The sequence below is a fragment of the Coleofasciculaceae cyanobacterium genome (assembly GCA_036703275.1).
Taxonomy (GTDB): domain Bacteria; phylum Cyanobacteriota; class Cyanobacteriia; order Cyanobacteriales; family Xenococcaceae; genus Waterburya.
Genome location: DATNPK010000112.1, coordinates 92568 through 118821, shown reverse-complemented (window position 1 = coordinate 118821; position 26254 = coordinate 92568). Strand labels below are relative to the sequence as shown.

At 40.3% G+C, this 26254-nt stretch carries 28 protein-coding genes; 12 read left to right on the top strand and 16 right to left on the bottom strand.

The genetic code is table 11. The annotated features are described in order from the left end of the window. Window positions 1-223: 223 nt before the first annotated feature. Window positions 224-439: a nuclear transport factor 2 family protein gene (locus V6C71_26960; GenBank protein HEY9772102.1), complete on the bottom strand. Its 216-nt coding sequence runs from the start codon at window positions 437-439 to the stop codon at window positions 224-226. 55 nt (window positions 440-494) lie between these two features. After that, window positions 495-1187, bottom strand: coding sequence for an MBL fold metallo-hydrolase (locus tag V6C71_26955; protein HEY9772101.1), 693 nt, complete (start codon window positions 1185-1187; stop codon window positions 495-497). Between the two features lie 134 nt (window positions 1188-1321). Between V6C71_26955 and V6C71_26950 the strand changes: the two genes are divergently transcribed. From V6C71_26950 to ndk, 3 genes are all read left to right on the top strand, one after another. Beyond that, the gene (locus tag V6C71_26950; GenBank protein HEY9772100.1) at window positions 1322-2812 is read left to right on the top strand and encodes a site-2 protease family protein; all 1491 of its coding nucleotides are present in this window, start codon (window positions 1322-1324) and stop codon (window positions 2810-2812) included. Window positions 2813-2943: 131 nt separating this feature from the next. Next, window positions 2944-4062, top strand: a complete 1119-nt coding sequence (locus V6C71_26945; GenBank protein HEY9772099.1) for a D-alanine--D-alanine ligase family protein — start codon at window positions 2944-2946, stop codon at window positions 4060-4062. Between the two features lie 86 nt (window positions 4063-4148). After that, window positions 4149-4598: a nucleoside-diphosphate kinase gene (gene ndk / locus V6C71_26940; protein HEY9772098.1), complete on the top strand. Its 450-nt coding sequence runs from the start codon at window positions 4149-4151 to the stop codon at window positions 4596-4598. An 83-nt stretch (window positions 4599-4681) separates the two neighbouring features. On the opposite strand, the gene V6C71_26935 is transcribed toward ndk, so the two are convergent. Then, window positions 4682-5080: a hypothetical protein gene (locus V6C71_26935; GenBank protein HEY9772097.1), complete on the bottom strand. Its 399-nt coding sequence runs from the start codon at window positions 5078-5080 to the stop codon at window positions 4682-4684. 353 nt (window positions 5081-5433) lie between these two features. Here V6C71_26935 and V6C71_26930 point away from each other — a divergent pair, with 353 nt between their 5' ends. Beyond that, window positions 5434-6066, top strand: coding sequence for a M23 family metallopeptidase (locus V6C71_26930; GenBank protein ID HEY9772096.1), 633 nt, complete (start codon window positions 5434-5436; stop codon window positions 6064-6066). Window positions 6067-6147: 81 nt separating this feature from the next. Here the strand turns inward: V6C71_26930 and V6C71_26925 are convergent, their stop codons facing one another. Then, complete coding sequence (locus V6C71_26925; GenBank protein HEY9772095.1) at window positions 6148-6399, bottom strand: DUF6737 family protein; 252 nt, start codon at window positions 6397-6399, stop codon at window positions 6148-6150. Window positions 6400-6443: 44 nt separating this feature from the next. Then, the gene (gene rph, locus V6C71_26920; protein HEY9772094.1) at window positions 6444-7169 is read right to left on the bottom strand and encodes a ribonuclease PH; all 726 of its coding nucleotides are present in this window, start codon (window positions 7167-7169) and stop codon (window positions 6444-6446) included. 351 nt (window positions 7170-7520) lie between these two features. On the opposite strand from rph, the gene V6C71_26915 reads away from it, so the two are divergent. Both V6C71_26915 and V6C71_26910 read left to right on the top strand, forming a co-directional pair. Next, complete coding sequence (locus V6C71_26915) at window positions 7521-7814, top strand: hypothetical protein (GenBank protein ID HEY9772093.1); 294 nt, start codon at window positions 7521-7523, stop codon at window positions 7812-7814. Between the two features lie 138 nt (window positions 7815-7952). Continuing rightward, complete coding sequence (locus tag V6C71_26910; GenBank protein HEY9772092.1) at window positions 7953-8894, top strand: methyltransferase domain-containing protein; 942 nt, start codon at window positions 7953-7955, stop codon at window positions 8892-8894. 218 nt (window positions 8895-9112) lie between these two features. On the opposite strand, the gene bamD is transcribed toward V6C71_26910, so the two are convergent. Then, window positions 9113-9631 carry an outer membrane protein assembly factor BamD gene (gene bamD, locus V6C71_26905; GenBank protein ID HEY9772091.1) on the bottom strand — a complete coding sequence of 173 codons (519 nt, stop codon included), beginning with the start codon at window positions 9629-9631 and terminating at the stop codon, window positions 9113-9115. 85 nt (window positions 9632-9716) lie between these two features. On the opposite strand from bamD, the gene V6C71_26900 reads away from it, so the two are divergent. Further along, complete coding sequence (locus V6C71_26900) at window positions 9717-10130, top strand: hypothetical protein (protein ID HEY9772090.1); 414 nt, start codon at window positions 9717-9719, stop codon at window positions 10128-10130. Window positions 10131-10196: 66 nt separating this feature from the next. Here V6C71_26900 and argB read toward each other — a convergent pair whose 3' ends face one another. Further along, window positions 10197-11090 carry an acetylglutamate kinase gene (argB, locus tag V6C71_26895; GenBank protein HEY9772089.1) on the bottom strand — a complete coding sequence of 298 codons (894 nt, stop codon included), beginning with the start codon at window positions 11088-11090 and terminating at the stop codon, window positions 10197-10199. Window positions 11091-11165: 75 nt separating this feature from the next. Further along, complete coding sequence (locus V6C71_26890) at window positions 11166-11687, bottom strand: shikimate kinase (GenBank protein ID HEY9772088.1); 522 nt, start codon at window positions 11685-11687, stop codon at window positions 11166-11168. 630 nt (window positions 11688-12317) lie between these two features. Between V6C71_26890 and V6C71_26885 the strand changes: the two genes are divergently transcribed. Further along, window positions 12318-12521 carry a hypothetical protein gene (locus tag V6C71_26885; protein ID HEY9772087.1) on the top strand — a complete coding sequence of 68 codons (204 nt, stop codon included), beginning with the start codon at window positions 12318-12320 and terminating at the stop codon, window positions 12519-12521. 8 nt (window positions 12522-12529) lie between these two features. Here V6C71_26885 and V6C71_26880 read toward each other — a convergent pair whose 3' ends face one another. Next, on the bottom strand, window positions 12530-13087 hold the full coding sequence (locus tag V6C71_26880; protein HEY9772086.1) for a hypothetical protein: 558 nt from the start codon (window positions 13085-13087) through the stop codon (window positions 12530-12532). A gap of 121 nt (window positions 13088-13208) precedes the next feature. On the opposite strand from V6C71_26880, the gene V6C71_26875 reads away from it, so the two are divergent. Next, window positions 13209-14054: a metallophosphoesterase gene (locus tag V6C71_26875; GenBank protein HEY9772085.1), complete on the top strand. Its 846-nt coding sequence runs from the start codon at window positions 13209-13211 to the stop codon at window positions 14052-14054. Between the two features lie 44 nt (window positions 14055-14098). Here V6C71_26875 and V6C71_26870 read toward each other — a convergent pair whose 3' ends face one another. Together V6C71_26870 and V6C71_26865 are read right to left on the bottom strand one after the other, a co-directional pair. Then, the gene (locus V6C71_26870; GenBank protein ID HEY9772084.1) at window positions 14099-15550 is read right to left on the bottom strand and encodes a glycoside hydrolase family 13 protein; all 1452 of its coding nucleotides are present in this window, start codon (window positions 15548-15550) and stop codon (window positions 14099-14101) included. A gap of 89 nt (window positions 15551-15639) precedes the next feature. After that, window positions 15640-16893 (bottom strand): ATP-binding cassette domain-containing protein, encoded by a 1254-nt coding sequence (locus V6C71_26865; GenBank protein HEY9772083.1) that lies wholly within the window; start codon window positions 16891-16893, stop codon window positions 15640-15642. Window positions 16894-17262: 369 nt separating this feature from the next. On the opposite strand from V6C71_26865, the gene V6C71_26860 reads away from it, so the two are divergent. Beyond that, window positions 17263-18438 carry a pyridoxal phosphate-dependent aminotransferase gene (locus V6C71_26860; GenBank protein ID HEY9772082.1) on the top strand — a complete coding sequence of 392 codons (1176 nt, stop codon included), beginning with the start codon at window positions 17263-17265 and terminating at the stop codon, window positions 18436-18438. Window positions 18439-18766: 328 nt separating this feature from the next. On the opposite strand, the gene ilvB is transcribed toward V6C71_26860, so the two are convergent. The 3 genes from ilvB to thrS form a co-directional block, all read right to left on the bottom strand. Beyond that, complete coding sequence (gene ilvB / locus V6C71_26855; protein HEY9772081.1) at window positions 18767-20620, bottom strand: biosynthetic-type acetolactate synthase large subunit; 1854 nt, start codon at window positions 20618-20620, stop codon at window positions 18767-18769. Between the two features lie 214 nt (window positions 20621-20834). After that, the gene (locus V6C71_26850) at window positions 20835-21365 is read right to left on the bottom strand and encodes a hypothetical protein (protein ID HEY9772080.1); all 531 of its coding nucleotides are present in this window, start codon (window positions 21363-21365) and stop codon (window positions 20835-20837) included. A gap of 152 nt (window positions 21366-21517) precedes the next feature. Continuing rightward, a complete protein-coding gene (gene thrS / locus V6C71_26845) occupies window positions 21518-23329 on the bottom strand; it encodes a threonine--tRNA ligase (GenBank protein ID HEY9772079.1) in 1812 nt (603 codons plus the stop codon). A gap of 243 nt (window positions 23330-23572) precedes the next feature. Here thrS and V6C71_26840 point away from each other — a divergent pair, with 243 nt between their 5' ends. Continuing rightward, on the top strand, window positions 23573-23914 hold the full coding sequence (locus V6C71_26840) for a DUF2605 domain-containing protein (GenBank protein HEY9772078.1): 342 nt from the start codon (window positions 23573-23575) through the stop codon (window positions 23912-23914). 63 nt (window positions 23915-23977) lie between these two features. Further along, complete coding sequence (locus V6C71_26835; GenBank protein HEY9772077.1) at window positions 23978-24286, top strand: DUF2973 domain-containing protein; 309 nt, start codon at window positions 23978-23980, stop codon at window positions 24284-24286. Between the two features lie 90 nt (window positions 24287-24376). On the opposite strand, the gene V6C71_26830 is transcribed toward V6C71_26835, so the two are convergent. Continuing rightward, a complete protein-coding gene (locus V6C71_26830; protein HEY9772076.1) occupies window positions 24377-25771 on the bottom strand; it encodes a serine/threonine-protein kinase in 1395 nt (464 codons plus the stop codon). 198 nt (window positions 25772-25969) lie between these two features. Beyond that, window positions 25970-26200 (bottom strand): hypothetical protein, encoded by a 231-nt coding sequence (locus V6C71_26825; protein HEY9772075.1) that lies wholly within the window; start codon window positions 26198-26200, stop codon window positions 25970-25972. Window positions 26201-26254 lie beyond the last annotated feature (54 nt).

The window sequence follows — 26254 nt, the reverse complement described above, 5'->3', positions numbered from 1 at the left end:
TGGCAAAGCTCGCTTTATCCTTTTTTCTGCTTGATGTCGGTTTATACTTTTTTGTTTAAGCTACCATACTTATGTGAGCAGCAACGATGTGCCAAGCTCCTCTCGCAGAAACAGCCCAAACACGCGTGTAACGAAAGTCACCATTTGCGGGACTGCTATTATAACTACCACAGACTTGCATTCGGACTGATACGATCGCCACCTCTCCATGAATTTGAATATGCTACTCAGAAGGAATTAGCTTGTGTATCTTGAACAAACCAGATTTATGAGCGCTTAGATCATCTTGTTTTCGTAATAATTCTCCAAGATGACGGATAATCATAATTTCAGGAGCAAGCAGTTCATCCAAGACGCTCACATCAGAAGCAAGCATTGCCTGTCTGAGTCGTTCTTCGGCATTGATAATCTGAGTTTCAATTGTTTCAGTATTTTTCATATTTCAATTGGCAATGAAAATCATCAATTGTGCATCTTGTTAGGGCAAGTACTAACTAAATAACTTCTGTCGAACGTAATGCGGTTAAATCCAATGCTTGTAATTGTGCATAAGCGTTTTCAATATAGCCTGTCCCTCTTAAATAACCAGTGTTTGCCCCAGGAATAATATATTTAAGGGTTTCGGCATTAAAGCGATCGCGCAATTTAGCGATGCTGTTTAACTGTCTCCACCAATGAAAAGTCTTAGCAGTTTTTAAAGGAACAATTTCAGTTTTAGATTTAGGCAATAAATGTCTTCCTGTAAACAATACCCCCCCCTGCTGCCAATAGAGACAAGCTGAACCAGGAGAATGACCAGGAGTCCAAATTAGCTCTAGTTCTGCATCGATTTGCAAATTGTCATCAAAAGATGTAATTTCGACTTCGGGCAAAAGATACGCTTCCTGTTCTTGTAGGATGACTCGACAATTTAAAGCTTGCTGCATTTGCAGAACGTTTTTGCCAATTCCGCCACGATGGCTAATAACGAGAGAATCAATTCTTCCCTGAGATTGTAAAAATTCTTGATTTACTTCATTCCAAGCAGGGCAATCGAGGAGAATCTTACCAATCTTATCTACAATTAAATAAGAGGTAGCACCTAAAGTATCTCGATTAGGAGCAAACGCAAATATTCCTGGCATAATAAGACGAGGAGATTTAGTATTGCCAAGGCTTGCAGTAATTTTAGTCGAGTTTTGGGGCATTCTAGAAACTGAGATAGTTTAAATTATTGTCTGATTGCATTTTTATTCTATATTCATATATTTAATTTACTTATTCCACTGTCCAAAACAATTATCACCAAAGGAATTTTTTCAACCGATTCGGAAGGCTTGTTATGAAACTATGGTTAATTTTGATTATCTTAAGCCCTATTGCTTATTTTATCGTCGATCGAAGTATAAAAGATAAAACCAATACCCCAGTTTGGTTATGTTGGTTGGTGATTATGCTGCCTTCCTTTATTTGGACTACATGGACGTATATTTTTGGCGAAGAACAGCCTTTGCCTTTACTAGTATTTTTAATTCCCTTGATTTTCTCTACTTTTTTGTATGGTTGGCTAATACAAAGAGGTAGACCGGTAAAAGCGACTCAAAAATCTGCCTCAGAACAAACCCCAAAACTTGCCATAGCTCAAAAATTAACCAAAAATCCAGAACCTCGTCCGATTGATAGTCAAGAAGAAACAACTCTGCGCAATTGTTTTCCTTGGAATATTTATTACCTCCAAAATATTGATTACCGTCCGCAAGCAATTTTCTGTCGTGGAAAGCTGAAAACTCTTCCAGAAAAAGCTTATAACGAAATTAGAGAAAACGTTGAACAGGCTTTCGGCGATCGCTTTTTTCTAATTTTCCAAGAAAGTCTCAAGGGTAAACCATTTTTCGCCCTAGTGCCTAATCCTGAAGCCAAAGCGGCTGAGGCAGGTAAACTTCACCATGATTTGCGGGTTGGATTTGCCGTAACGATGTTTTTGATTACCCTATTAACTACTACGGTGGCGGGCGCTAGTATTGACGGTACAACTTCCGAAGAACTACTGTCTAATCCAGGCGCATTAGTTAAAGGGTTCACCTATAGTCTGCCTTTATTACTGATTATTGCTCTCCAAAAATTCAGTCACTATTTCGTGGCTGCGTACTATGAAATTCGTACTACCCTGCCTTATTTTATTCCCTTCCCGTTTCTACTTGATAGTTTTTCTTTGGGAACATTAGGCGCAATTGTCCAGAGGAGAACGCCTATTCCCCATCGTAAAGCTTTATTTGATACGGCAGTTGTTGGTTCTTTATCAGGCTTACTAGTTATTATTCCAGCACTCATTTGGGGTCTGTCTCTTTCCAAAGTCGTTCCCCTCGAAGAATCATCTGCTTTTAACATTCAAGCTCAAGATCCTCGGTTATCTTTTTTCTTGAGTCTACTGGCAAAATTGGCCTTAGGTTCAGCTTTGACGACAGAAATGGGAATTCAACTGCATCCATTAGCAACGGCAGGCTGTGTTGGTTTGTTTATTACTGCCATTAACCTTATGCCTATCGGGCAGCTAGATGGGGGGCATATTGTTCATGCTGTGTTTGGACAAAAAACCGCGATCGCTGTAGGACAAGTTGCCCGAATTTTGGCTTTGTTGTTTGCTTTGATACATCCTTATTTTTGGGTTTGGACAATCATCATGTGGTTAATTCCTTTGATCGATCAGCCTGCTCTTAATGATGTTACCGAACTAGATAATAAACGAGACTTTGGCGGATTAATCGCTTTGGCATTATTAATTTTAATCGTCTTACCTCTTCCAAGTGCTTTGGGAAATTTGCTGAATATTTAATTGACTTCTAGTCAATGTAATGATTACAGATTGCTACAGTTCAATTAAGACCTTGCCGCCAATAATTAATCTTCCACCAAAAATAAAAAGATGATGTAGCATTACTGGTGAGATTTTGGTGATAAGAGTTTATGGCAAAACGAAAAGTTGGCTTATTATTCGGCGGTTGTTCAGGAGAACATGAAGTATCAATTACTTCGGCAAGGGCGATCGCTTCTGCTTTAGAACAGGGAGAAAACCAAGCTAAATATGATATTCTGCCAATATACATTGATAAAAGCGGTACTTGGCAATCTACCAATCTAGCTCAACAGGTATTAACTTCGGGCAAACCATCACTGTTGACGGCGCAAGAAGCTACGGCAGTCAGCGAAAAGACAAGCAAACTGACAACCAGGGGTTTTTCTGCTTTATCTCCTCCAGGACAAAACTTCAGCTATTGTGAGATTGATGTCTGGTTTCCTGTTTTGCATGGACCTAATGGCGAAGATGGTACAGTACAGGGTTTACTTAGCTTGATGAACGTTCCCTTTGTTGGTTCGGGGGTACTAGGTTCAGCTTTGGGAATGGATAAAATTGCCATGAAAATGGCGTTTACTCAAGCAGGATTACCCCAGGTAGACTATGTAGCGGTAAATAGATCGCAAATATATTCAAATCCTTGTATTTACCCCAAACTCTGCGATGATCTAGAGGCAAAATTAGGCTATCCCTGTTTTGTCAAACCCGCTAATTTAGGTTCGTCGGTGGGAATTGCCAAGGTGAGATCGCGTGCTGAATTAGAATCAGCTTTAGATAATGCGGCTAGCTATGACCGTCGTATAGTAGTCGAAGCAGGAATTAATGCCAGAGAAATTGAATGTGCTGTACTAGGTAACGAGCATCCCCAGGCTTCTGTTGTGGGAGAAATCACCTTTGCCAGCGACTTTTATGATTACGAAACCAAGTACACCGAAGGCGCAGCCCAGCTACATATTCCCGCCAATGTTCCTCAAGCGATCGCCGATCGCATTCAAGAAATGGCAATTGAAGCGTTTATGGCGGTAGACGCAGCAGGATTAGCTAGAGTTGACTTCTTTTATCTCGAAGACACAGCAGAAATTTTTATCAATGAAATTAATACCTTACCAGGCTTTACTGCTACCAGTATGTATCCCCGACTTTGGGCGCACAGCGGAGTTTCCTTTCCCGAACTAGTTGACCGCTTAGTTGAATTAGCCATAGAACGTTATCGCGCGAACAATAATTAACCACCGATCAAACTAAAAGATAAAACAGCAGCAATCTGGGGTAATCTGAAGTTTGTGATTTTTTGTAACCAAATACCAAGGAGATTATGGAACGCACTTTTATTATGATCAAGCCTGATGGCGTACAGCGTCATCTGACAGGAAAAATTATTCATCGTTTTGAATCCAAAGGTTTTACCTTAGTGGGACTAAAAATGATGCAAGTTTCCCGTGAACTAGCAGAAAAACACTACGATGTTCATCGAGAAAGACCCTTTTTTCAAGGCTTGGTTGAATTTATCACCTCCGCTCCCGTAATTGCGATGGTTTGGGAAGGTGACGCGGTAATTGCTGCTGCCAGAAACATTATTGGCGCAACTAACCCTGTCTCCGCCGCCCCTGGTTCAATTCGTGGCGATCTTGGAGTTAGCATCGGGCGTAATTTAATTCATGGCTCTGATGCGCTGGAAACTGCTCAGACAGAAGTTGCGCTTTGGTTTGATGAATCAGAATTAATCAACTGGGAACCTGTAAGAAAATCCTGGCTCTACGAATAAGATAACTGTTGATCCAGCGATTTTCAATTAAGGTTTTTGCTGAATGGGGATTAGGAAACTAAAGAAAGTACAACTCTTGATTCTTAATCCTCGTCTTCATAATCGTCATAATCTTGATTAGCTAAAGCAAATAAGCTACAAATCGCACAGGTCATAATTCCTAAAGCGATCGCCCAACTACTGCCCCCAAAGCTAATATCAGTTAACCAATTAGTTAACACCCCTGCAACCAAAAAAGGCACAATGCTAAACACCGAAGCATAAAACGCATTCTGTGATTCTCTGGCAGGACGAGTTGCCTCAAATTCTTCTGTAGACGTGTATAGCCATCCCTCTGCGAAGTTAAACCATCGCTCCAATTGGTTACTAATCCATTTTTTGGTTGAATCTAAACCGATATAAAGAGCTAATGACCAAATACAGCTACCTGCTAAGCTTACCGTGTCTAGTTCAAAAGAAAAAGGGATAATATTTATTCGCATAATATTTATAGCTACCTATTCTAAATGTATCTTAATTAGTCTGAAGAATTTTAAACAATTTAAACAAAACTTTATTAATTGAGTTACCTGAAAAGCTGGACTACTTTTCTAGTATAAATACTTAGTTTTATCTTGCTAGTCTAAAAATTTCACAGTATATTTGGTTGAGGCAATTAAATTTAACTAGAAAACTGTTAACTTGAGTGATTTGTTTACCAGTTATTACTTAAAAATTATCTATTTTTTGCTAATTAATAGATGGAAACTTTTAAATTTCAATTCCATCAATAGGACGAGTAATCAAACATTAAAGCTAATAAGCGTAAATTGTTATATTAATTGAGCCAAAATACATGATCTACAGATTTAAAGTTCGATGGAGTCGCTGGTTAGCTTTTATTGCTACGACTTTATTAATTTCTCTGATAATTAATCATTGGGGAAATTTTCAATTACAGGCATCAAATGTACCAAAAGAGAATCTAATCGCCCAGGAGGTTTCAGCTATTTGGGATAAAGGTTCTTTTCCCGTAGAAAATTTTCAATCTTACACCTCTGGTTTCGGCTATCGCACTTCTCCCGTGACGGGAGAACGCCAGTTTCATAACGGCTTAGATCTAGCAGCTCCTCGTGGTAGCTATATTCGTAGCTGGTGGGGCGGAAAGGTTCTCGAAGTATCTGACAATACGGCGTGTGGCACATCAATCGCGATTCAGTCTGGTGAATGGCAGCACGTTTACTGTCATTTGGAAGGCTACGTTGAAGATTCTAGCAGCGGCACATTTTTACTCGATCGAGATGGAGGAATTCAGATTGCCGCAGGACAAAACATTCCCGTAGGTGCCAGAATAGGTCGTATTGGAATGAGTGGGCGCACTACTGGACCACACTTACATTGGGTACTCAAGCACAACGGTGGTTATGTAGATCCTGCTTTGGTACTTAAGGAGATGTTCAAGCGTCAAACCGTTTCTTCTACATCATAATTGTTGATTTTCCGTGCTTGGTAGCTGTTAGCTTAAGAATTGCTAACTAGATAAATTTTTATCATCTAGAAGTTTATCTAGTTAGCGCTCTAAATTCACTTTAGTTTGCTTAGTTGCTATGTATTCGGCAAATGCCTTGGGGTAAAGAATTAAAAAGTATACCCACCAGGTAATAATCGCCAAAGAAATAGCAATAGTCAGCCAAATAGTGTGTAACACTAGCCAGCTACCAGCAATGATTGTGATCCCGGTGAGCATAATTGACCAAGGTTGACACCATCGGGGTTTATAATCCCAAACGTTAGTTGACTCGGTATTAAATTCGAGCTTCATGATTATTGTTACCTCTATAGGGACGTTCGATTGAACGAACGTTTCTACCGTTTACTTAATAATGCAGTCTCTTGTGCTTGGAGTAATTCTTTAATTCCTTTCTCTGCCAAATCTAGCATCTTGTTTAATTGCGATCGCGTCATACTATTAGACTCAGCTGTACCTTGAATTTCAATCAGTTCTAGTTTGCCATTCATCACCACGTTTAAATCTACATCCGCTGCCACGTCTTCTGAATAGTCTAAATCCAAAAACGCTTCTCCATCAATTAATCCTACCGATACCGCCGCCACAGGTTCGATTAAGGAAGATTTTTTAATCTTTCCTGCGGCAATCAATTTATTAATTCCATGGGCTAACGCTACATAGCTTCCCGTAATCGATGCGGTGCGTGTTCCTGCATCAGCCTGAAGAACATCAGCATCAATCGTAATCGTTTTTTCTCCCAACCCTTGAAGATTTATTGCGGCTCTCAAACTGCGCCCAATTAACCTTTGGATTTCTTGGGTACGCCCTGAAAGCTTCATCAGTTCCCGTGAATGGCGCGTGTTAGTCGCTCCTGGTAGCATCCTGTATTCGGCAGTAAGCCATGCCTGACCACTATTGAGCAAAAATTTGGGAACTCGGTCCTCAACGCTTACAGTGCAGAGAACCTTAGTCTTGCCACATTCAATAATTACGGATGACAAGGGATTTTCGATAAAATCCAACTGAAAACTATGACTGCGAAGTTGACTTGGTTGGCGAGCATCTAGACGTTTCCAGGACAAAATACGGCTCCTAAACTGATCGATACTCAAGTCTGACAAATAGTGGTGAAGTTTAAATCGATAGTGTTGCAAGTTGAGACAGTTCTTAACCAATTTCATAATTAGATTAAAAATTACTTCTAGTCTGACTGAAAATAGCTAATAATCATTAGATTATTTAATGTATTTTTGGCTACAAAGCTTAAGAATAGTAAAGCTTACTCTGAACTAGTAATGATTATTTAAGATTTTTGAAATTCCCTGATAAAGACAATTTTTACTTATATTGTGTAAGTAAGTAGGTAGGTAGGGCATGAGCTCAAACCAGCCTTTGTTTGACAGATACTTTCATCAAAATCATTTATATAAGTTGTGTCAAATTTATTTCTTTCTTTGTTTTTAACTACTTTGATCAGCTTTGCTGCGCCAGTACTCGTGATTGGCAGTTTACTTGGACTTTTAATTTTAACTAGCTATGTTCCAGGATTTTTGTTGGTAAGCGAACAAGGAATGCTTCATATTTTAAATTTTTTAGCAGTATTTGGTGACGGGAAGCCAGTTCAGGGCGTATTAACTCTAGGCATTACCGTAAGCATTGTTGGCATTTTACTGGATATTTTGAATTTTTATCGCTATCAAAGCCTTCAAGACAAGGATTTTAGCTAAAGACTTTTAAGTTAAAATTAATCAGTTTTACCTGGTTAAGCCAGGCAGTATAAAACAGAAATGAGATAGCAAACGGGCATTACTATACATTTGCTATGCTTATTTATTCATCATCCTTTATTGTTCATTCTTTTATATATGTCTGGTAGCCAACTTAAAGCAGATCTATGGATCAACGAATATATAACTCCTTGGGACATCTACACTCATGGAGTGAGTAAGGTTCTGGCATATCAACAGACACCTTATCAAGAAATGTACATCGTCGAGACGGGGGCTTTTGGCAAAGGACTAGTTTTAGATGGCAAATGGCAGTCCTGTACCGTGGACGAGTTTATTTATCATGAATCTTTAGTACATCCAGGCTTAATTGCCCATCAAAATCCACAAAGAATTTTAGTTTTGGGCGGTGGCGAAGGTGCAACTATCCGTGAAGTTTTAAGGTGGCAAAGTGTTGAGCAAGTGACAATGATTGATATTGATGGAGAAGTAGTAGAAGCCTGCAAGCAGCACCTCCCTGAAATGCACCAAAACGCTTTTGCCGATCCTCGTGTGAACCTGATGATTGCCGATGCGCTTGAGGTTTTAGACACTACTACCGAAACCTGGGATCTGATTATTTCCGATCTCAGCGATCCGATTGAATCCGGGCCATCGTTTGCCCTGTTTACCAAGGAATATTTTACCAAATTAAAAAGAGTACTCAACCCTGGCGGTTTTGTTATGGTTCAAGCTGGCCCAATATCTCCGCCAGAAGTTAAGGATCATGCTCGTCTGATTAATACTCTCAAATCAGTATTTAGTAATGTAACTTCTCTATCGGCACCGACTCCTTCTTATGGTCGTGCTTGGGGATTTGCGCTTTGTTCTGACGAGCCGATCGATGGTCAACCCCAGCCAGAATTAGTAGATCGTTTACTTGAAACAAAAACCATTGGAGGTTATCGTTTTATCGACGGGATGACTCTTTTAGGTATTATGCAAACCCCTTTATATATTCGTCAAGCGATCGCAGCAGAAACAACTGTTTATACCCTAGATGAACCACCCAAGTTTTTTGGCACAGGGGTTGCCAGTTAGAAGTCAGCCAATATCGGGTATCGCTTCGCGACGCGTTTGCGAAGCGGTGACGCGAGGTAAGGAGCTAATCAGGCACGGAATCCGTAATAGACTAGCCCGTGCATGATTCCCGTGCATGGTATATCCGTAAGTGTATCCGTAATAGACAAGGGGATAACATCAGAAGAGTTATAGCTACTTTAAGTCAACAGTACTCGATCAATCGGATTTAGTGTTAATTAAACTTTACTTAGCCAGACCAAACTGCCAATAATTAAAATCACTAAGATTAAGGCAAACCAAACAAACTGATTATCTGGAGCATCAGTGGGAGAGGGTTCAAGATCCTCAAGTTCTAGTTCAACAGGTTGGGACGAGAGTTTCTGTTTGGCTGCAACATAACGAGATGCGCCTTCGTCTGCTTTGGCTAAATCGGGAATTTCGCTCATCCATTCTTTAGGTCGCTCCAGTACAGGAGCTTTAATAATATAAAGGATCTGCTTTGCCTGTTCGCGGGTTTGGGTGTCAGGATGAGTAATTAAGTCTTGAGCTAAAGCGATCGCCTCATCGATTTTATTGGCTGCTTGATAAGCGGTAACTAACCAAATTTTGGCTTTTCCACCCCGACGAGAATTAGGTGCAACTAATTCTTGGGCAGCTTCTAAATTTTCAATACTGAGGCGATATTGTCCTCTTTCTAAAGCTTGTTTTCCCGCTTGGTATTTTTGCTGAAACTTTTCTTGGTTATCTGCCGTCACGTTAATATATCAATATACTGTGGTAATTACTTAAATTCATTATTAAATAATTTACTTCTAGTATTCAAGATCAAAGCAACAGATTATGGGTAAACAATATCGAAATAAATTTAACTGGCGATCGCTTTTAGGTGCTTTAGCTATTTCTCTAGGAGCATTTAGCATCATAGAATCCTCAGCAGCACAGGCAACACCAGAGCTTATTCAGGGTAGCTTTGAGCTAGCTCAAGTCGGTGTCCGTAGCCAGATCGATGGGCCAACTCCTCTAAATCTCCGCCCCCGAACTCATATTCCTCTTCCTGAAAGCAGATACGATCGACGTGGTTATTATGGCGATCGAGAATATAGAGATCACGAATATAAATACGGTCACGACCATTACCATCCTCATCCTCGTGGAGATCGCCACAGAAGAGGTACTGTAATCATCATCAACCCATCAAACTATTCCGAAAGCTACCGCAACTCCGATAACTATATTCGAGTTATTCGTAAATAGTTTAATTAATAGTTTAATTAGCTCATGGTCTATCAACTGGCTGGGTTAACTGTTGAATAATAATTTTTAGTTCATCAATTCCGATGCTACGATCATCGAACCAATTCCTTCATCGGTAAGAATTTCTAGCAGTAATGAATGAGGTAAACGACCATCGAGAATGTGAGCTGCCTTAACTCCTTGTGCCAGCGATCGCACACAGCAAGAAACTTTGGGAATCATCCCTCCTGAGACAATTCCCTGTTGAATTAACTCTCTTGCTTTTTGGATATCTAATTTTTTGATTAGGGTTGATGGCTCGTGATAGTCATACAATATCCCTGAAGTATCAGTTAAGAGGATTAGCTTTTCTGCCTGTAAAGCTGCGGCAATTTCCCCCGCTACTGTATCGGCATTAATGTTATACGCCTGTCCATTTTCGTCCGCAGCAACGCTAGAAATTACTGGAACATAACCACTGCTAACTAATGTTTCAATTAATCCTGTATTAATGTTAGTAACTTCCCCCACAAAGCCGACTCCTTCTTTGCCAACTGGACGGGCTTGAATTAAATTACCATCTTTACCACACAGACCTACTGCCAAAGCTCCCGCACGATTAATTAGTGATACTAGATCTTTGTTTACTCTACCTGCTAGAACCATTTCTACTACATCCATGGTTGCAGCATCAGTGACCCGTAATCCATCCTTAAACAAGGGCTGAATATTTATTTTCTGTAGCCAGGTATTGATTTCAGGTCCTCCTCCGTGAATGACTACGGGGCGCACTCCGATACAGGAAAGAAAAACCACATCGTTGATTACCTTCGTCTTGAGGCTACTATCTTTCATTGCTGCACCACCATATTTAATCACAATGGTTCGCTTAGCAAATTTTTGAATATAGGGCAGGGCTTCACTAAGAATCCGAACGCGAGTCGCTGCTGCTTCTTGAAAATATTCGCTGTCGTTAAGCATAAAATTTAAGTCTTGAGAATCAGATTTCTAGTTTGAATGTCGGCACTGCACTAATTTTTAATTTTAATCGGCAGACTAAACTTGAGACTTGAGAACAGTTGGAATAATCTTAATGATTTGGGTAGATACTTCTTGGGGGGCTTCTTCTGGCTTAGTTGAGATGTGGATGTCTGCTTGAGCATACAAAGGACGACGAGTTTCTAGCAATAATTCTAGTTTCTCAGCCAATGGTCTAGTTCGATCTTGGGCTACTCTTTTTTTTAATGTCTCTAAATCTACATCGAGCCAGACAATTAAACCCTGTCTGAGATAACTCCAGTTAATTTGTTCTTGAATAATTCCGCCTCCGGTGGAAATTACTGAGCGAGTATAAACCGATAATTCGGCTAATACTTTAGTCTCTAGATCCCGAAAATATGCTTCTCCTTCTTGTTCAAAAATTGCCGAAATCGGTTTTTTGGCGATCGCTTCTATGGTTCGATCTGTATCTATAAAGCGATAGTCAAGACTTTGAGCCAGATGTTTACTAACTGTCGTCTTTCCTGAACCCATCATGCCAATTAAATAGATATTTAAACCTTGTAGTAAATTACTCATTATCGATATTATTTTCTGTAACTTAAGAATCTTATATTAATTAATCTGCGATCGCATAGACTAAGTGCTGCGCCCGCATCTACTTGTCGGCAGGCAGGCGACGGGAAATGTTATTTCAGATGTTCGCCAAAAAATGCGACGGTGTAACGTTGACCACAAACAAAATTGTCAGCTATTTAAATGCTCAATTTTGTAGTATGCTGAAAAATTTTTTCCTGACATAATCCTCACTAATATTACTGATGGCAAACTAACGCTATAATATTTAGATTTTAAATCTTTTTGAGTATTTATACGTATGTCGTTCGGATGGATACAGGCTTTTGCTGACTTTTGCACCAGAATTGCTGGTAAATTGTCTATCGTTAATAAAAGAGAACGCAGTAGAAATAGCTTTCTTTCATTTATGGCTCGAATTTTTAAATCGCTTTACCAAAACATTATATTTATGAGCTGACCACTGAAGCGAGGGTGATTTAAATTACAGAAAACATACACAAACTTAACTAAACTTTAATAATTAATCGGCAAATTTTTTGGGCAAGAACTCTGAATATTGAGGATTTTACTCACGCTCGCTCAGAATTCTTAAAGGAAACTTTATAATAATTAGAGGTCAATAAATCAATTATGAAATTAATTCGCGAAATAGTACACCAAGCTTTGACCACAGGGTATTTGAGCTTAGAGGCAGAAGAGAAGCTGAGAATGATGTTGAGAAATAAATACGAGCTTGAAGATTTAGAAGCATTTATCCATCTTCAACAAGCTACTATGGTTGGTATAGTAAAGCAAGAATCAAGAGAGATATTTACTGCTAATCACTATTCTTAAATCCAGTCTTAAATCCATTCTTCGTCATTTTGTTCCTGAGTAACGTTGGAATTAATCTCAGATTTAGCTGATGTTTTTTGAGAATTATCTTGAGTGGTTTCAGGGCGATCGCTAGCTTCTCGATATTTATAAGAATAAGTAGAACCCGAATGCTCTACATTTTGTGGCTCTTGCTTAACTTCATAAGTAGTAACATCAGAGAAACGACCTCGCTCTTTAACTGAAAAATCATCAATTTCAGCCGATTTTGAATATTTATTGCTACTATTTCTAGTGTTCCAGTTCTTTTCATTGGGATACAAATCATCGTCTAAAGGATACTTTTGCCTATTAGAGTTAGAGTAACCATAAGCACTGAGAAACTGTACCAGTAAATTAATGATCGCTCCGTTTAAAGTAAATAGACCAATCCAAATCGCCAGAGGTAATTGAGCAGTTTGATATAAACATGAGCTGGCATTATCAGGACAAAGCAGCTTGAGGGCAATTGGCTCTCGGTTTTGAATAAAGACAATACTTAATGCAGCGATAATCAATAGCAGTAAGAATATTTTGATTCGGCTCATAAATGCCTCACAGTATGATATAAACTCAAATTCTGGTGATAGTTAGCAAAACAAATACATGTTGTCATTCTACTTTGCCGTTCTCAAATCCGTAATTTTTTTTAATCAATAAGATTTGCTTTTGGATCTTAATAAACACAGCATGATTATTACCGAACCGATCAAAGTCGAGAAAATAGCGATCGCCATCAATAATTTATCGCCTCATTTATCGGGTATTAAAATAGTACAGCTATCGGATCTACATTACGATGGAATACGTTTAACCGCGCCAACTCTCCTAAGAGCGATCGCTCTTAGCAATGAGGTTAACCCAGATTTAGTTCTAATTACGGGAGACTTTGTTACCGATAATCCTCAACCGATTGACGAGTTGGCAACTCACCTGCAAAACCTCAAGAGTAAATATGGAGTCTATGGTTGTTTAGGAAATCATGACCTCATTCCTAAGAGCGCAGGGCAACAGATCATTCGGGCTTTAGGTAAAATTAAGCTCAAAATACTTTGGAATGAAGTTGCTTATCCTTTAGGAGAGGATTTGGCGATCGCTGGTTTACCTGATTTCGGGTCACGGGAATTTAAACCAGCACCAGTACTAGAACAAATTCCCCTAGATACACCTCGTATTGTTTTATCCCATAATCCAGACTCAGCTAGCGTACTCAAAAACTGGAGAGTAGATTTACAGCTTTCAGGACACACTCACGGCGGACAAATCGTCATTCCTAATTATGGTTCAGTAGTTTCGATTTTACCCAAAATCAGACAGTATGTACCAAAATCGCTACGCGATCGCCTACCGTACATCAAAGACTGTGCGAAAATTACTCAGCATTGGAATTGGTCGCAAGGTTGGCATCAAGTAGGCACTAATCAGCTATACATCAATCGTGGTTTAGGCTCTTATTTGCCTGGACGTTTTAATTGTCCGCCAGAAGTAACCGTAATTACCTTAGAATGCCGCTAAAATGGCAAACAATCGCCCTGCACCAGCCAACCCCTCCGCCAAAATTAAGCTACTATCATGCTGCTTTTAGCAGGAACAACAATTTCTAACTTTTGCTCACCACCAGTATGATGCCAGTCTAATCTACCTGAACCATAAATCAGTTCTTGAGGTTGAGACTGAATTCCTGTAATCGTCGAAATAGCTTTAGCCGTTTCTGTTCCAGTATTAACCGCTACTAAAACTTCTTGCTCGTCGAGAATACGAGCAAAAACATATAAATGTCGATCGGCGTAAAGAGTTTTATACTTTCCCGTACGCAATGCTGGATATTGGTGGCGCAACGCAATTAACGTTTTATGTTCTTTTAAAATCTCTACGTCCCAATTTTCAGGTTCAGGAAAAACGCGACGACAATCGGGATCTTTTCCCCCAGGCAAACCAACCTCATCGCCATAGAAAATGCTCGGCGCACCAGGGAAAGTCATCAGCAGCACTGTAGCCAACAGAAAGCTTTTTTTATCTTCACCCACAGTTGTGATCATTCTGGGAGTGTCATGACTATCGAGTAAGTTAAGTTGAGTCTGCTGTATTTCCCAATCATACTGCTTGAGCAAAGCCTCAATGCGGATGGCATATTCCACGCCAGAAATAGGCGGATATGGTCTGAGTTCACCCTGACAAAATTCAGGAATATAATTTTCTCCACCAGCAAAAGCAATAGTCGGTTCAGTAAAGCGATAGTTCATTACGCCATCAAACTGCGTCCCGTCTAGCCACTGACTGGCATCGCCCCAAATTTCACCGACGATATAGGCTTCGGGGTTGACCGCTTTGACGCGATCGCGAAATTCCTGCCAAAATCCTGGGGTATCTACTTCGTTCGGCACATCCAACCGCCAGCCATCAATACCTTGATACAGCCAATATTCAGCCACCTGCATAATATATTCCTTGACCTGGGGATTGTCGTGATTAAACTCAGGTAAAGCGCGATCGCCAATCCAGCTTTCATAGTTAGCTGGTTTACTGCCGTCATAAGCAGACAAAGGCCAATCGTGAATCTTGAACCAGTCTAACCAAGGAGAGTTAGGGCCATTTTCCAAAATATCGCTAAAGAAGAAAAAGCCTCGACTGGCATGGTTGAATACTCCATCCAGCACCAATTTAATATCTTTCTGGTGAGCAGCTTTAATTAAGGCATCAAATGCCACATTTCCTCCTAACATCGGATCTATCTCATAATAATCGTGGGTATGGTAGCGATGATTAGAAGCCGACTGAAAAATTGGGGTGAAGTAGATCGCATTTGCACCTAAATCTTTGATGTAATCTAGTTTTTCAATTACGCCCCATAAGTTGCCTCCCTTATATCCTTTAAAGGTAGGAGTAGCATCCCAACCCTCATAGGTAGAAGCTTGCCATTGTCCTTTAATAGTGGATTCACCTCTGGCAAAGCGATCGGGAAATATTTGATAAAAAACGGCGTTTTTGACCCAATCTGGTGTTTTAATCATCGTTAATAGTTATTTCGTTATTTCGTTATCAGTTAATGGTGCAACTCGATAATTGCGAACACACCAGAAAATATTGATTTTAACTGTTATTAGAGAGTGAGCGCTCGTCCATCATCAACTGTAAAAAGATGGATTTTATCAAGATCTACAGCCAACCAAAGGCGATCGCCAACTCGAACAAATGTATTTGGTAGCAGAGATACCGTTAGGGTAATATCAGGCTGTCTGATTAAATGAGCAGATATGTAGGTTTCATTTCCCAATGCTTCTACTAAATCTACCTCAATTTGAATACTGGATTTACTTTCTGTACCGATAAATAAATGTTGGGGACGAATACCCAAAGTTAATGACTTTGCTTGACTAGATTGCAGCGATTTTGTCCACGATTCAGGCAGATCGAGAATAAAGTCTTGATTAACTAGCTTGAGAGCAACTAAATCTACTGGTAAAAAATTCATGGGTGGAGAACCAATAAACTCAGCTACAAAGCGGTTTGCTGGTCGCTCATAAATCTCTAAAGGTGGGGCAATTTGTTGAATCTGACCGTTGTTCATCACCGCAATGCGATCGCCCATGGTCATTGCCTCTGTCTGATCGTGGGTGACATAGATCGTAGTTGTGTTTAACTGTCGTTGAAGCTTGACAATTTGAGCGCGAGTTTGCGTCCGCAATTTAGCATCCAGGTTAGATAAAGGCTCATCCATCAAAAAAACTTGAGGGTTACGAGCGATCGCTCTACCCAATGCTACCCGTTGTTTTTGTCCTCCAGATAGTTCTTTCGGTAAACGATACAGTAAAGATTCGATCTGCAATAAACTAGCCACGTATCTAACCCGATCACGCACGGCTTGCTCTTTAGCAGAAGTATAGCGCAGACTTCGGGGCAACCTGCGGGTTGTTGAAGTTAAAACATTCGCCAACAAACCAGAGTTAACTTTCTCTTTGCTGCCATTACCCGAATTTCTTCTTAAGCCAAAGGCAATATTGTCGTAAATATTCAGATGAGGATAAAGCGCGTAATTTTGGAACACCATCGCAATATCTCTGGCTTTAGGCGGGAGATCGTTGACGAGGCGATCGCCAATTTTAATATTTCCTCCCGTCAATTCTTCTAATCCCGCCAATAAACGCAGTAGGGTACTCTTTCCGCAACCAGAAGGACCAACTAAGACCAAAAATTCTCCATCTTTCGCGGTAAAATTAATATCCCGCAAGACACTAACCTGCTTAGATTTATCTTTGATGGGAGCGAGATCTGTTTTGCCTTCAGATGTGCGATCGTGTTCTACCTTCCCGCGAGAGTAGCTTTTATAGACGTTTTCGACTACAACCTTTGCCACTATTCAACCTAAATAAAGTGGATATATTTGAGCTTTGCTTAGTAATGTTACCATCAGGTTTAAATATTGGCTTATGCGAGTCAAGCGTAACTTAGCAACCAAAAACCAAGATCATCAAAAAACAATTCATCATCAAACCCACAGACAAATCCATCTGCGTTCATTTGTTTCAAATTCGATTCGCTGATACCTAATTCGCCAATGTATTGCCAATTCTAAATTAACGTTACTGTGCCTAGAATTTTGGGCAACTAAATCATCTTTTGCTGACAATTGAGCCAAATGTAAAGAAAAGTGCCAGGATATCAGTTAAGCTAATTACTCTTTGCGACACTATAGATTAACCTACTGGGTGCAACACAGAATATCTTGGGTTTGAATGAAATGGAACTAGCAGCAAGAGTCAATCGAGTATCACCATCTATTACCTTAGCAATTTCCGCGAAAGCGAAAGCGATGAAAGCACAGGGAATTGATGTTTGTAGCTTTAGTGCAGGAGAACCAGATTTTCCGACACCCAAACATATTTGTGAAGCTGCCAAAACTGCCCTAGATGAAGGAAAAACCCGTTATGGTGCTGCGGTAGGAGAATTAAAGTTAAGAGAAGCGATCTCCAATAAGCTCAAGAAAGATAATCATCTTAACTACCAGGCGGAAAATATTATTGTTACCAATGGCGGTAAATTTTCCCTGTTTAACCTGATGCAAGCTTTAATTGAGTCAGGGGACGAGGTAATTATTCCTGCACCCTATTGGTTGAGTTATCCAGAAATGGTTAAGCTGGCTGGCGGTACTTCCATAATTGTGGATACAACAGCCGAAAATAACTATAAAATTACGCCTCAACAGTTAGAGCAAGCTATTACCCCTAAGACGAAGCTGTTGGTGTTTAACTCTCCTTCTAACCCTACAGGAACAGTTTATGCACCTGATGAAGTTCGAGCTTTAGCCAAGGTAATCGTCGAACAAAATATTTTAGTAGTTTCTGATGAAATCTATGAAAAAATTCTTTATGATGATGCTCAACATCTAAGTATAGGTTCAATAGACGCAGATATCTTTGCCCGCACTATTACTAGCAACGGTTTTGCCAAAAGCCATTCGATGACTGGTTGGCGAGTCGGTTACGCAGCAGCACCTTCAAAAATATTACAGGCGATGGCGACAATTCAGGGACATAGTACCTCTAATGTCTGCACCTTCGCTCAGTATGGCGCGATCGCAGCTTTGGAATCTTCTCAAGAATGTGTCCAGGAAATGCTGAGTGCGTTTACTCAACGTAGAGCCTATATGCATCAAGCAATCAACGATATTCCTCAGTTAAGCTGTCCTAAACCTTACGGTGCTTTCTATCTCTTTGTGGATATATCTAAAACAGGTCAAAAATCTCTGGAATTCTGTAAAGATTTATTAGACACTAAACAGGTTGCAGCCATTCCTGGTGTCGCTTTCGGTATGGACAATTGCATCCGCTTTTCTTATGCCACAGATATGGATACCATCAAAGAAGGAGTTAAAAGATTATCAGAGTTTGTAGCTCGGTAATAGAAATAAGGGCTTTTTATAATTTCTGTCTGTTTCTGTGACTCGACCTACATTAGTTTTAGTCTATTTTTATTAGACCTCTGGCACGAATCAAGCGATCGCTATCTATCGGTGCAATTGATAGTTCTATATCGGATTTAAACACTGCAACATCCGTACTACGATCGCTTCCCAATAAAGTAACCGGTAATGGATCGGTATCGAATAAACTGGAAAACTAAAAAGCGATCGCCCTACCTAGAGCGATCGCTTGCCAGAAATATCAGTTACAGCAGGCTCGCGTGGAATATGCTGCATTTGCGCCCACTAAACCCCACTGAAACAAGAATTACAGTTGATTACCACATTCAGGACAGAACTTGTTGGCAATAGGATTAGTTGTACCGCACTCACGACAGTTAACAAACTCAGCCGAAGGCTGTTCTTTTTGGGGTAAACCCAACATATGAGCATTGCTTTTACCAGGGGCAATCATTGGATAGCAGTTTTCGTTTTTGGTAACACGCACGTCCATTAATACTGGCCCTTCATGAGCTAACATTTCGGCAATAGCACTGGATAATTCAGCGCGATCGCGCACGATCATGCCTTTGATACCATAAGCCTGAGCTAACATGACAAAATCTGGCGCACCCACTTCCATATTGGAGGAAGAATATCGCTCTCCAAAAAAGTTTTCTTGCCACTGACGCACCATTCCCTGCCAACCGTTATTAATAATTACGGTTTTGACGTTAATATTAAACTGCGCCAAAGTTCCCAACTCTTGAGGATTCATTTGGAAACTGGCATCACCACTGATACAAATAGTTTCTTCATCGGGAATAGCTACCTTAACACCCATGGCAGACGGCAAACCGTAGCCCATAGTGCCTAAAGCTGCGCTGGAAATCCAACGACGAGGACCATTTTTCAAAAACTGAGCTGCCCACATCTGGTGTTGACCAACATCAGTAGTATAAAAAGCCTGCGGTGCTTGGTTACTTATTTCGACAATTACTTCTTGGGGTGACAAACCCTGTTCGGGATGAGGTGCGGTCAAAGGATATTCTGCGCGCCAGTGATTTATCTGCTCTAACCAAGATTTAGTCATGCCAAAACTTGCGTCAAAGTCTTCTTCTTTGGCTCTTTTAAGAATCTGTTCTAGCACTTTACGTACGTCGCCCACAATTGGGACCTCAGGAATACGATTTTTGCCCACTTCAGCAGGATCGATGTCAATGTGGATTACTTTAGAACGACTGGCAAACTCATCTAACTTACCCGTAACGCGATCGTCAAATCTTGCACCAACAGCAATTAGTAAATCACATTCACTTACGGCAAAGTTAGCATAGGCTGTCCCGTGCATTCCCAACATTCCTAACGCTAGAGGATTATGTTCATCAAAAGCTCCTATGCCCATTAAAGTTGTGGTTACAGGAATCTGAAATTTTTCCGCTAATTCTTTAATCTGAGCATGAGCATCTGAAGCAACTGCACCACCGCCAACATACATTAGGGGCTTCTCTGACTGGGTAATTAGCCTAAGAGCGGCATTAATTTGACGTGGGTTGCCCTTAACTGTAGGCTTGTATCCCCTGAGATTAACTTTTCCTGGCGGTACGGGTAGATAATCAAATTCTTCATTACCAACGTCTTTAGGAACATCAATTAAAACTGGTCCAGGACGACCAGTACTGGCGATATGAAAAGCTTCAGCCACAATTCTTGCCATGTCTTTAGCATGACGCACCACATAAGAATTTTTGACTATGGGAGTGGTTATTCCAAAAATATCTATTTCCTGAAAAGCGTCAGTGCCAATTGCCGCGCGAGGTACCTGACCTGTAATTATTACCATCGGAATCGAATCCAGATGAGCCGTAGCAATACCTGTAACTAGGTTAGTAGCCCCTGGCCCCGAAGTAGCAAAACAAACTCCTACCTTTCCTGTAGCGCGAGCATAGCCATCTGCTGCGTGGGATGCAGCCTGTTCATGACGTACTAGAATATGCTGGACTTCTCCCCTGGCTTCAGAACGATATAACTCGTCATAAATTGGGAGTATTGCCCCACCAGGATAGCCAAAGATATGCTTGACACCATGACAGCGCAGGCTGTCCATTAAAGCATACGCGCCTGTGCGACGTTGGGGGATTTGGATCGATTGTGAGCTTTTGGAAATACTTGTAAATACCACGCTTGCTATCCGTCTAACTTGCTTATTCTTTCATTGTAAAATTTACTGTCTAATATGCAACAAAAATCAGCAGTAATTTTTAGGCTAAAGTTCTTAACTATAAAGTTAAATTGCTCTGGGTGTCGATAAACAGTTGCGAAAAACACACTAAAATATATAGTTTAGAAGATTTAGTGTCAGTTTTATCTGTAGCCATTATTATTCAGAGTTAATGTTAAGAATTTAAGACATTAGTTAAATAGTTGGTCAATGTATTACGAATTTTCCAACCTGAACTAATTATCTGCCATCCTGAACAATTTTCAGGCGATCGCCATAAGTCTAAATGTTCCACTAAAGGATCGGCGTAAAAGCCTCTTTGTCCTGCACCTAAGATTCCTGAACTCCAATGAGTAAAGTAATCATGACTAACGCGATAAATGGGAAAATCACCTAGCAAAGGCATTCCCCAACCGTCAAAAGCAATAAAGTGATTAATCTTGCCACCCTGCAACTGCCATCTTTTAGCTGCACCAATTCCCCCGACAACACCCGCACTAAAGGCAATAAAAGATAATGGTTGAGTTTTAGATAGCTGTTGTTGGTTTAACCATCGATTAATGGCGATCGCCGAATAGGGAAGATATCGCTCGGTTGGTAAAATTAAATAATTTTTTTGTCCAACACTGTTTTCGATTGCTCGAACAAAGCTTTCCGTTAATTGTGGGGAATGAATACCAGGACAAATTACGATCGACATAGTCATGGCAATTTTGAACAGCGGATTTAGGTTGTTTTTGATTAGTTTCTATTATTCTGGCTATCAGCCATCAGCTATTGGCAAATAAATAAAAGCTGATAGCTATTAGCTAATAGCTATCAGCTCTTCTAGTAATTAAATACGCAACAACCATGAAGCTAAAAATTGCTATGTTCTGAGATGGCTGTAGTTAACTTGTCGATCGCTTCTGATATGGCGATCGCTCCTAACTCCCCAGAAGCGCGGGTACGGATACTCAAAGTATTGTTTTCTACCTCTTGATCGCCTACTACCGACATCACAGGAATTTTTTGTTTTTCAGCATTACGAATCATCTTACCCAGACGCTCGCCACTAGTATCAGCTTCGGCACGAATGCCTGCTGCCTGCATTTTGGCTGCGACTTCTTTGACATAATCAAAATGAGCATCCCTGACGGGCAATAAGCGCACCTGCACAGGTGCTAACCACAGCGGAAAGTCTCCTGCGTATTCTTCAATCAAGATGCCGATCAGCCTTTCTAAAGAGCCAAAAGGAGCGCGGTGAATCATAATGGGACGCTGGCGAGAACCATCTTCGGCAACATACTCCAACCCAAAGCGTTCAGGTAGATTATAGTCTACTTGTACTGTTCCTAGCTGCCATTCTCTACCCAAAGCATCTTCAAAGATAAAGTCGAGCTTTGGCCCATAAAAAGCAGCTTCGCCTATACCTTCAAAATGATTCATCTCCATCTGTTCTACCGCCCGACGGATGGCACTCTGGGCTTTATCCCAAGCTTCGTCTGAACCCATGTATTTATCTGATTCTGGATCGCGGAAGCTAAGACGGGCTTTAAAGTTGGTAAGCTGCAAACTTTTGAAGACAGACAGGATTAGATCGACTACCTTCATAAACTCATCGTCTAACTGTTCTGGGGTAACAAATAAGTGAGAGTCATCGACGGTAAAGCCTCTAACTCTAGTTAATCCGCCTAATTCCCCTGACTGCTCATAACGATACACTGTGCCAAACTCAGCATAGCGTATGGGTAACTCTTTATAGGAACGTAACTCACTTTGATAAATCTGAATATGAAACGGGCAGTTCATCGGCTTGAGGACAAAACCCTGTTCTGCTGCTGCTGCGACCTCATCTTCCGCCATCATTGGGAACATATCTTCTTTGTAGTTTTGCCAGTGTCCTGAGATTTTAAATAAATCGACTTTACCCAAGTGAGGCGTAACTACTGGAAGATAACCCCGTTTAATTTGTTCTTGCTTGAGATAATCTTCTAATTGCGATCGCAAAATAGTTCCTTTTGGAGTCCATAAGGGTAAACCAGGACCAACGGGATCGGCAAAGATAAATAGACCTAGTTCTTTACCTAATTTACGATGGTCGCGTTTTAAGGCTTCTTCTTTACGGCGTTGATATTCGGCTAGCTGTTCGGGTGTCTCCCAGGCAGTACCGTAGATACGCTGTAGCTGGGCTTTAGTTTCGTCCCCGCGCCAATATGCCCCTGCCACGCTTTCAAGAGCGAGCGCTTGAGGATCGATCTCGGCAGTGTTTTCCAAGTGAGGTCCGGCACAAAGATCCCACCACTGTTCTCCTAAATGATAAATAGTTATAGGCTCTTGAATACTGTCTAAGACTTCTAGCTTATAAGGTTCGTTTTGGGCTTCAATCCGACTTTTAGCTTCTTCTCGGCTAACCTCTTCTCGCACTACGGGCAGCTTGCGATTAATAATCTTGATCATTTCTTTACGGATTTTTTTCAAATCCTTGTCAGTGAAGGGATCGGGATTATCAAAATCGTAATAAAAGCCATTTTCTGTCCATGGTCCAATCGTTACCTGTGCTTTAGGAAACAGCTTTTGCACCGCCATTGCCATGATGTGAGACGCGGTGTGACGGATTTTTTGTAACGATTTGGATTCACTAGTGCGGAGTAGTTTAATCGGTTGTTGTGCTTGTTCTGCTTCGGGCATCGGCTGTTATATAGAGAGGCAAGTAATATCGTTATATTTTAGATCGGTATTGGTATTCGGTTATCACATCAAGACTTTTGGCACAAACAAGAAATATTTAAAAAATATTGATTCAATAGGTTAATCCGATCGCAGCCAAATTTATCGATTCAATATAAAAAAAATGAAATCTATATTAATTTTTGTAAGAAACGCTAAGATAAATATTGAGATAATAAGCTGATTTTAAAATAATTATAATTAATGTCTACCGAACAACCTACTGAGAAGGAGCTGCTAAAAACGGTTCTAGAGCCACTCTTAGAAGATTTTCAATATTGGTTCGGGCGATCGCGCTCTTTATTAGAATCAGAGTCAATGTCTTTCTTTTCTGCTCAAGAGCAGGCTCAACTGTTGGAGAGAATCATTCATAGCCAACAGGAGGTTCAAACGGCTCAAATGCTTTTTAAGGCTACTGATGGTTTAGCAGGAATAGACTCGAAAATGTTACTTCCCTGGCATCAGCTAGTTGCGGAGTGCTGGAACGTAGCTCAGAAATGGCGGGAAATTAAAAATCAAGCAAATCAAAATCCTAAACAACAGTAAAAAAACTTGTGATGTTCGAGTTAACGATTATTGTGATGAGTTTATGAGGGAAAATTAGACCATATGTTGCATTTAATTTACATTCTAGTATTTACGGCTATTGCTCTTTTGGCAGTTAGTAATCTAATTAGGAGCTTAGTTACCTTGAGTGCAGAAACTCAAAAGTTATATCCTCCAAATTACAACAATTCAACGAAAAATCAATCTCGCTTTGACCAAAAAACAGTTCATCCTGAGTTGCTAGATGAGCAGGGTAAAGTGATTGATGAACCCTTGTTGGTAATGCGTTCAGTATCGGTAGATGATGCCCGTTCTAAATTAGACGCGCTGTATGATGCTTCTCCAAGTAAAACTATCGATCCTGAAGACTAGTAAGGCTTGGCAATAGTAAGTTTTGCTGACAACAAATCGCTTAGTATATTAATCAAAAAGTTAGTTAACTGAGCTAGGGTCGAGGCGTAACTATCGTCTTCTCTCCTGTTCTTTTAACAAGGTATTAGCGATTTGGTACCAAACTTTTCGATAGGGTTGATGTTCAGATTTTTCAGTTAACTGCACTCCTTTTAGCTGAGGGTGTTGCTCATGAAAAGCAAAATCTACTTGTTTATAAAACGCTCCAGCATTAAGGTTTAAAGATTTAACTCTTCGATATATTTTTTGTTGAAGATATTGCTCGTTCTGGCTTAAAACAGAATTGTTAGAATTGCGCTTTAAATCGAAAACAACTGTGGCAGCAATTCTACTTTTAATGATGGCAAAGCTAACCAAGCCAGGAATTAAGAGAACTCCTGCGGTAATTAGGCCCCATTGCCAAGGTCTAGCTTTTCTAAAATCAGCCCGAGATGGAATAAGCGTAATTTGTCGAGAAATACGCTTTGGCTCGCCAATAAAGCGAGAAACATGACTACTTATTATAGAAGAAAAGCTGCTCGGCTGGTAATCAGCTTGGCGATCGCCTGGTGCGACGATTAAAGTACGAAAATGAGAGATCAAGCTGTTCAAGCCTGAATTTCTCTCTTTGGATAACACCTGACGTACTCGGTCAGCCGACTGATAGCGATCGCATGGCTTATATGCCAGCATTTTGTTTAATAATTTTTTTAAACTAGGACTTACTTTTGCCTGAGACTCCCAGTCCCAGCGACCTTGATGACTATCATATAGTTCGTCTGGTTGCTTGCCAGTTAGTAAAACTATGGCAGTTGCTGCTAATGAATAGAGATCGCTACAGGCAAAAGCCTGACCACGGCGAATTTGCTCATCAGGGGAATAGCCTTTCTTGCCAATAATGGTAATTGAATGCCCTGTCGTTTTAGAAACCGCATTAGCAGCAATTTTAACGCAGCCAAAATCAATTAAAACAGTCTGATCATCTAGATTTCGACGAATCAAATTATCTGGAGAAATATCCCGATGGATTAATTTGGAAGCATGAATATAATCTAAGACAGGAAGTAATTCCCAGATCATCTTGGTAACTTCTGTCTCGGTGAGTTTACCCTGACGCTTCAGCAGTTGCCAATAGCTTTGTCCCTCAACATATTCTTGAACCAAAAAAAGCGATCGCCTACCATCAATGCGAGTTCTCAGCAGTGCCTCAAACTTAGGAATTTGCTTGTGGCTGAGCTTATATAGTATTCCCGCTTCGCGTTCAAACAAATCTTCTGCCTGACGTAATTCGCGATCGCTTTCTACTTGAGGAGCAAATTCTTTGAGAACGCATAATTCTCGATAGCGATGAGTATCTTCGGCTAAATAGGCTCTACCAAAACCACCTCGACCAATCTGCTTAACAATTCGGTAGCGATTGTTTAGAATAACTCCATCTCGTAAGGCAGAAACAGAAGTTCTAGACATCAGCAAATCTTGTATTTCCAGAAAACAAGGCTATTCTAACAACGGTGTTCTTAAATCAACAAGATTAACTTATATTTTTGAGCTTAATTGGCTTCGCTGGCGTTAACTGGTTATAATCTTTATGCCTGAGTATTTAGATGATTTTTATCATCTCTGTCGCTATTTTTTGAGTCTAGTCTCTTCACTTAATAATTAAAGCTAAAACATTTCATCCCAAAAATGCTCCCATTGTCGATCAGAACATAAGACACTCATCAACATTAAAATAATCAGCAGGGGAAAAGCTAAGATAATAGCTAGAATACGGAACAATAAATTTGGTTTAGCAGTATGAAGTAAGATTTGGTTTTTTTTATTTAACTTACTTTTCTCTACCTGAACCAAGAAGGCAGATTTTTGGTCAAACTGTATCTTCTCGGGAAAATTCATCGGCTTTAGAAAATGATAATTACCTCTTAGGAAATCAAGCCAACAATTAGCAAC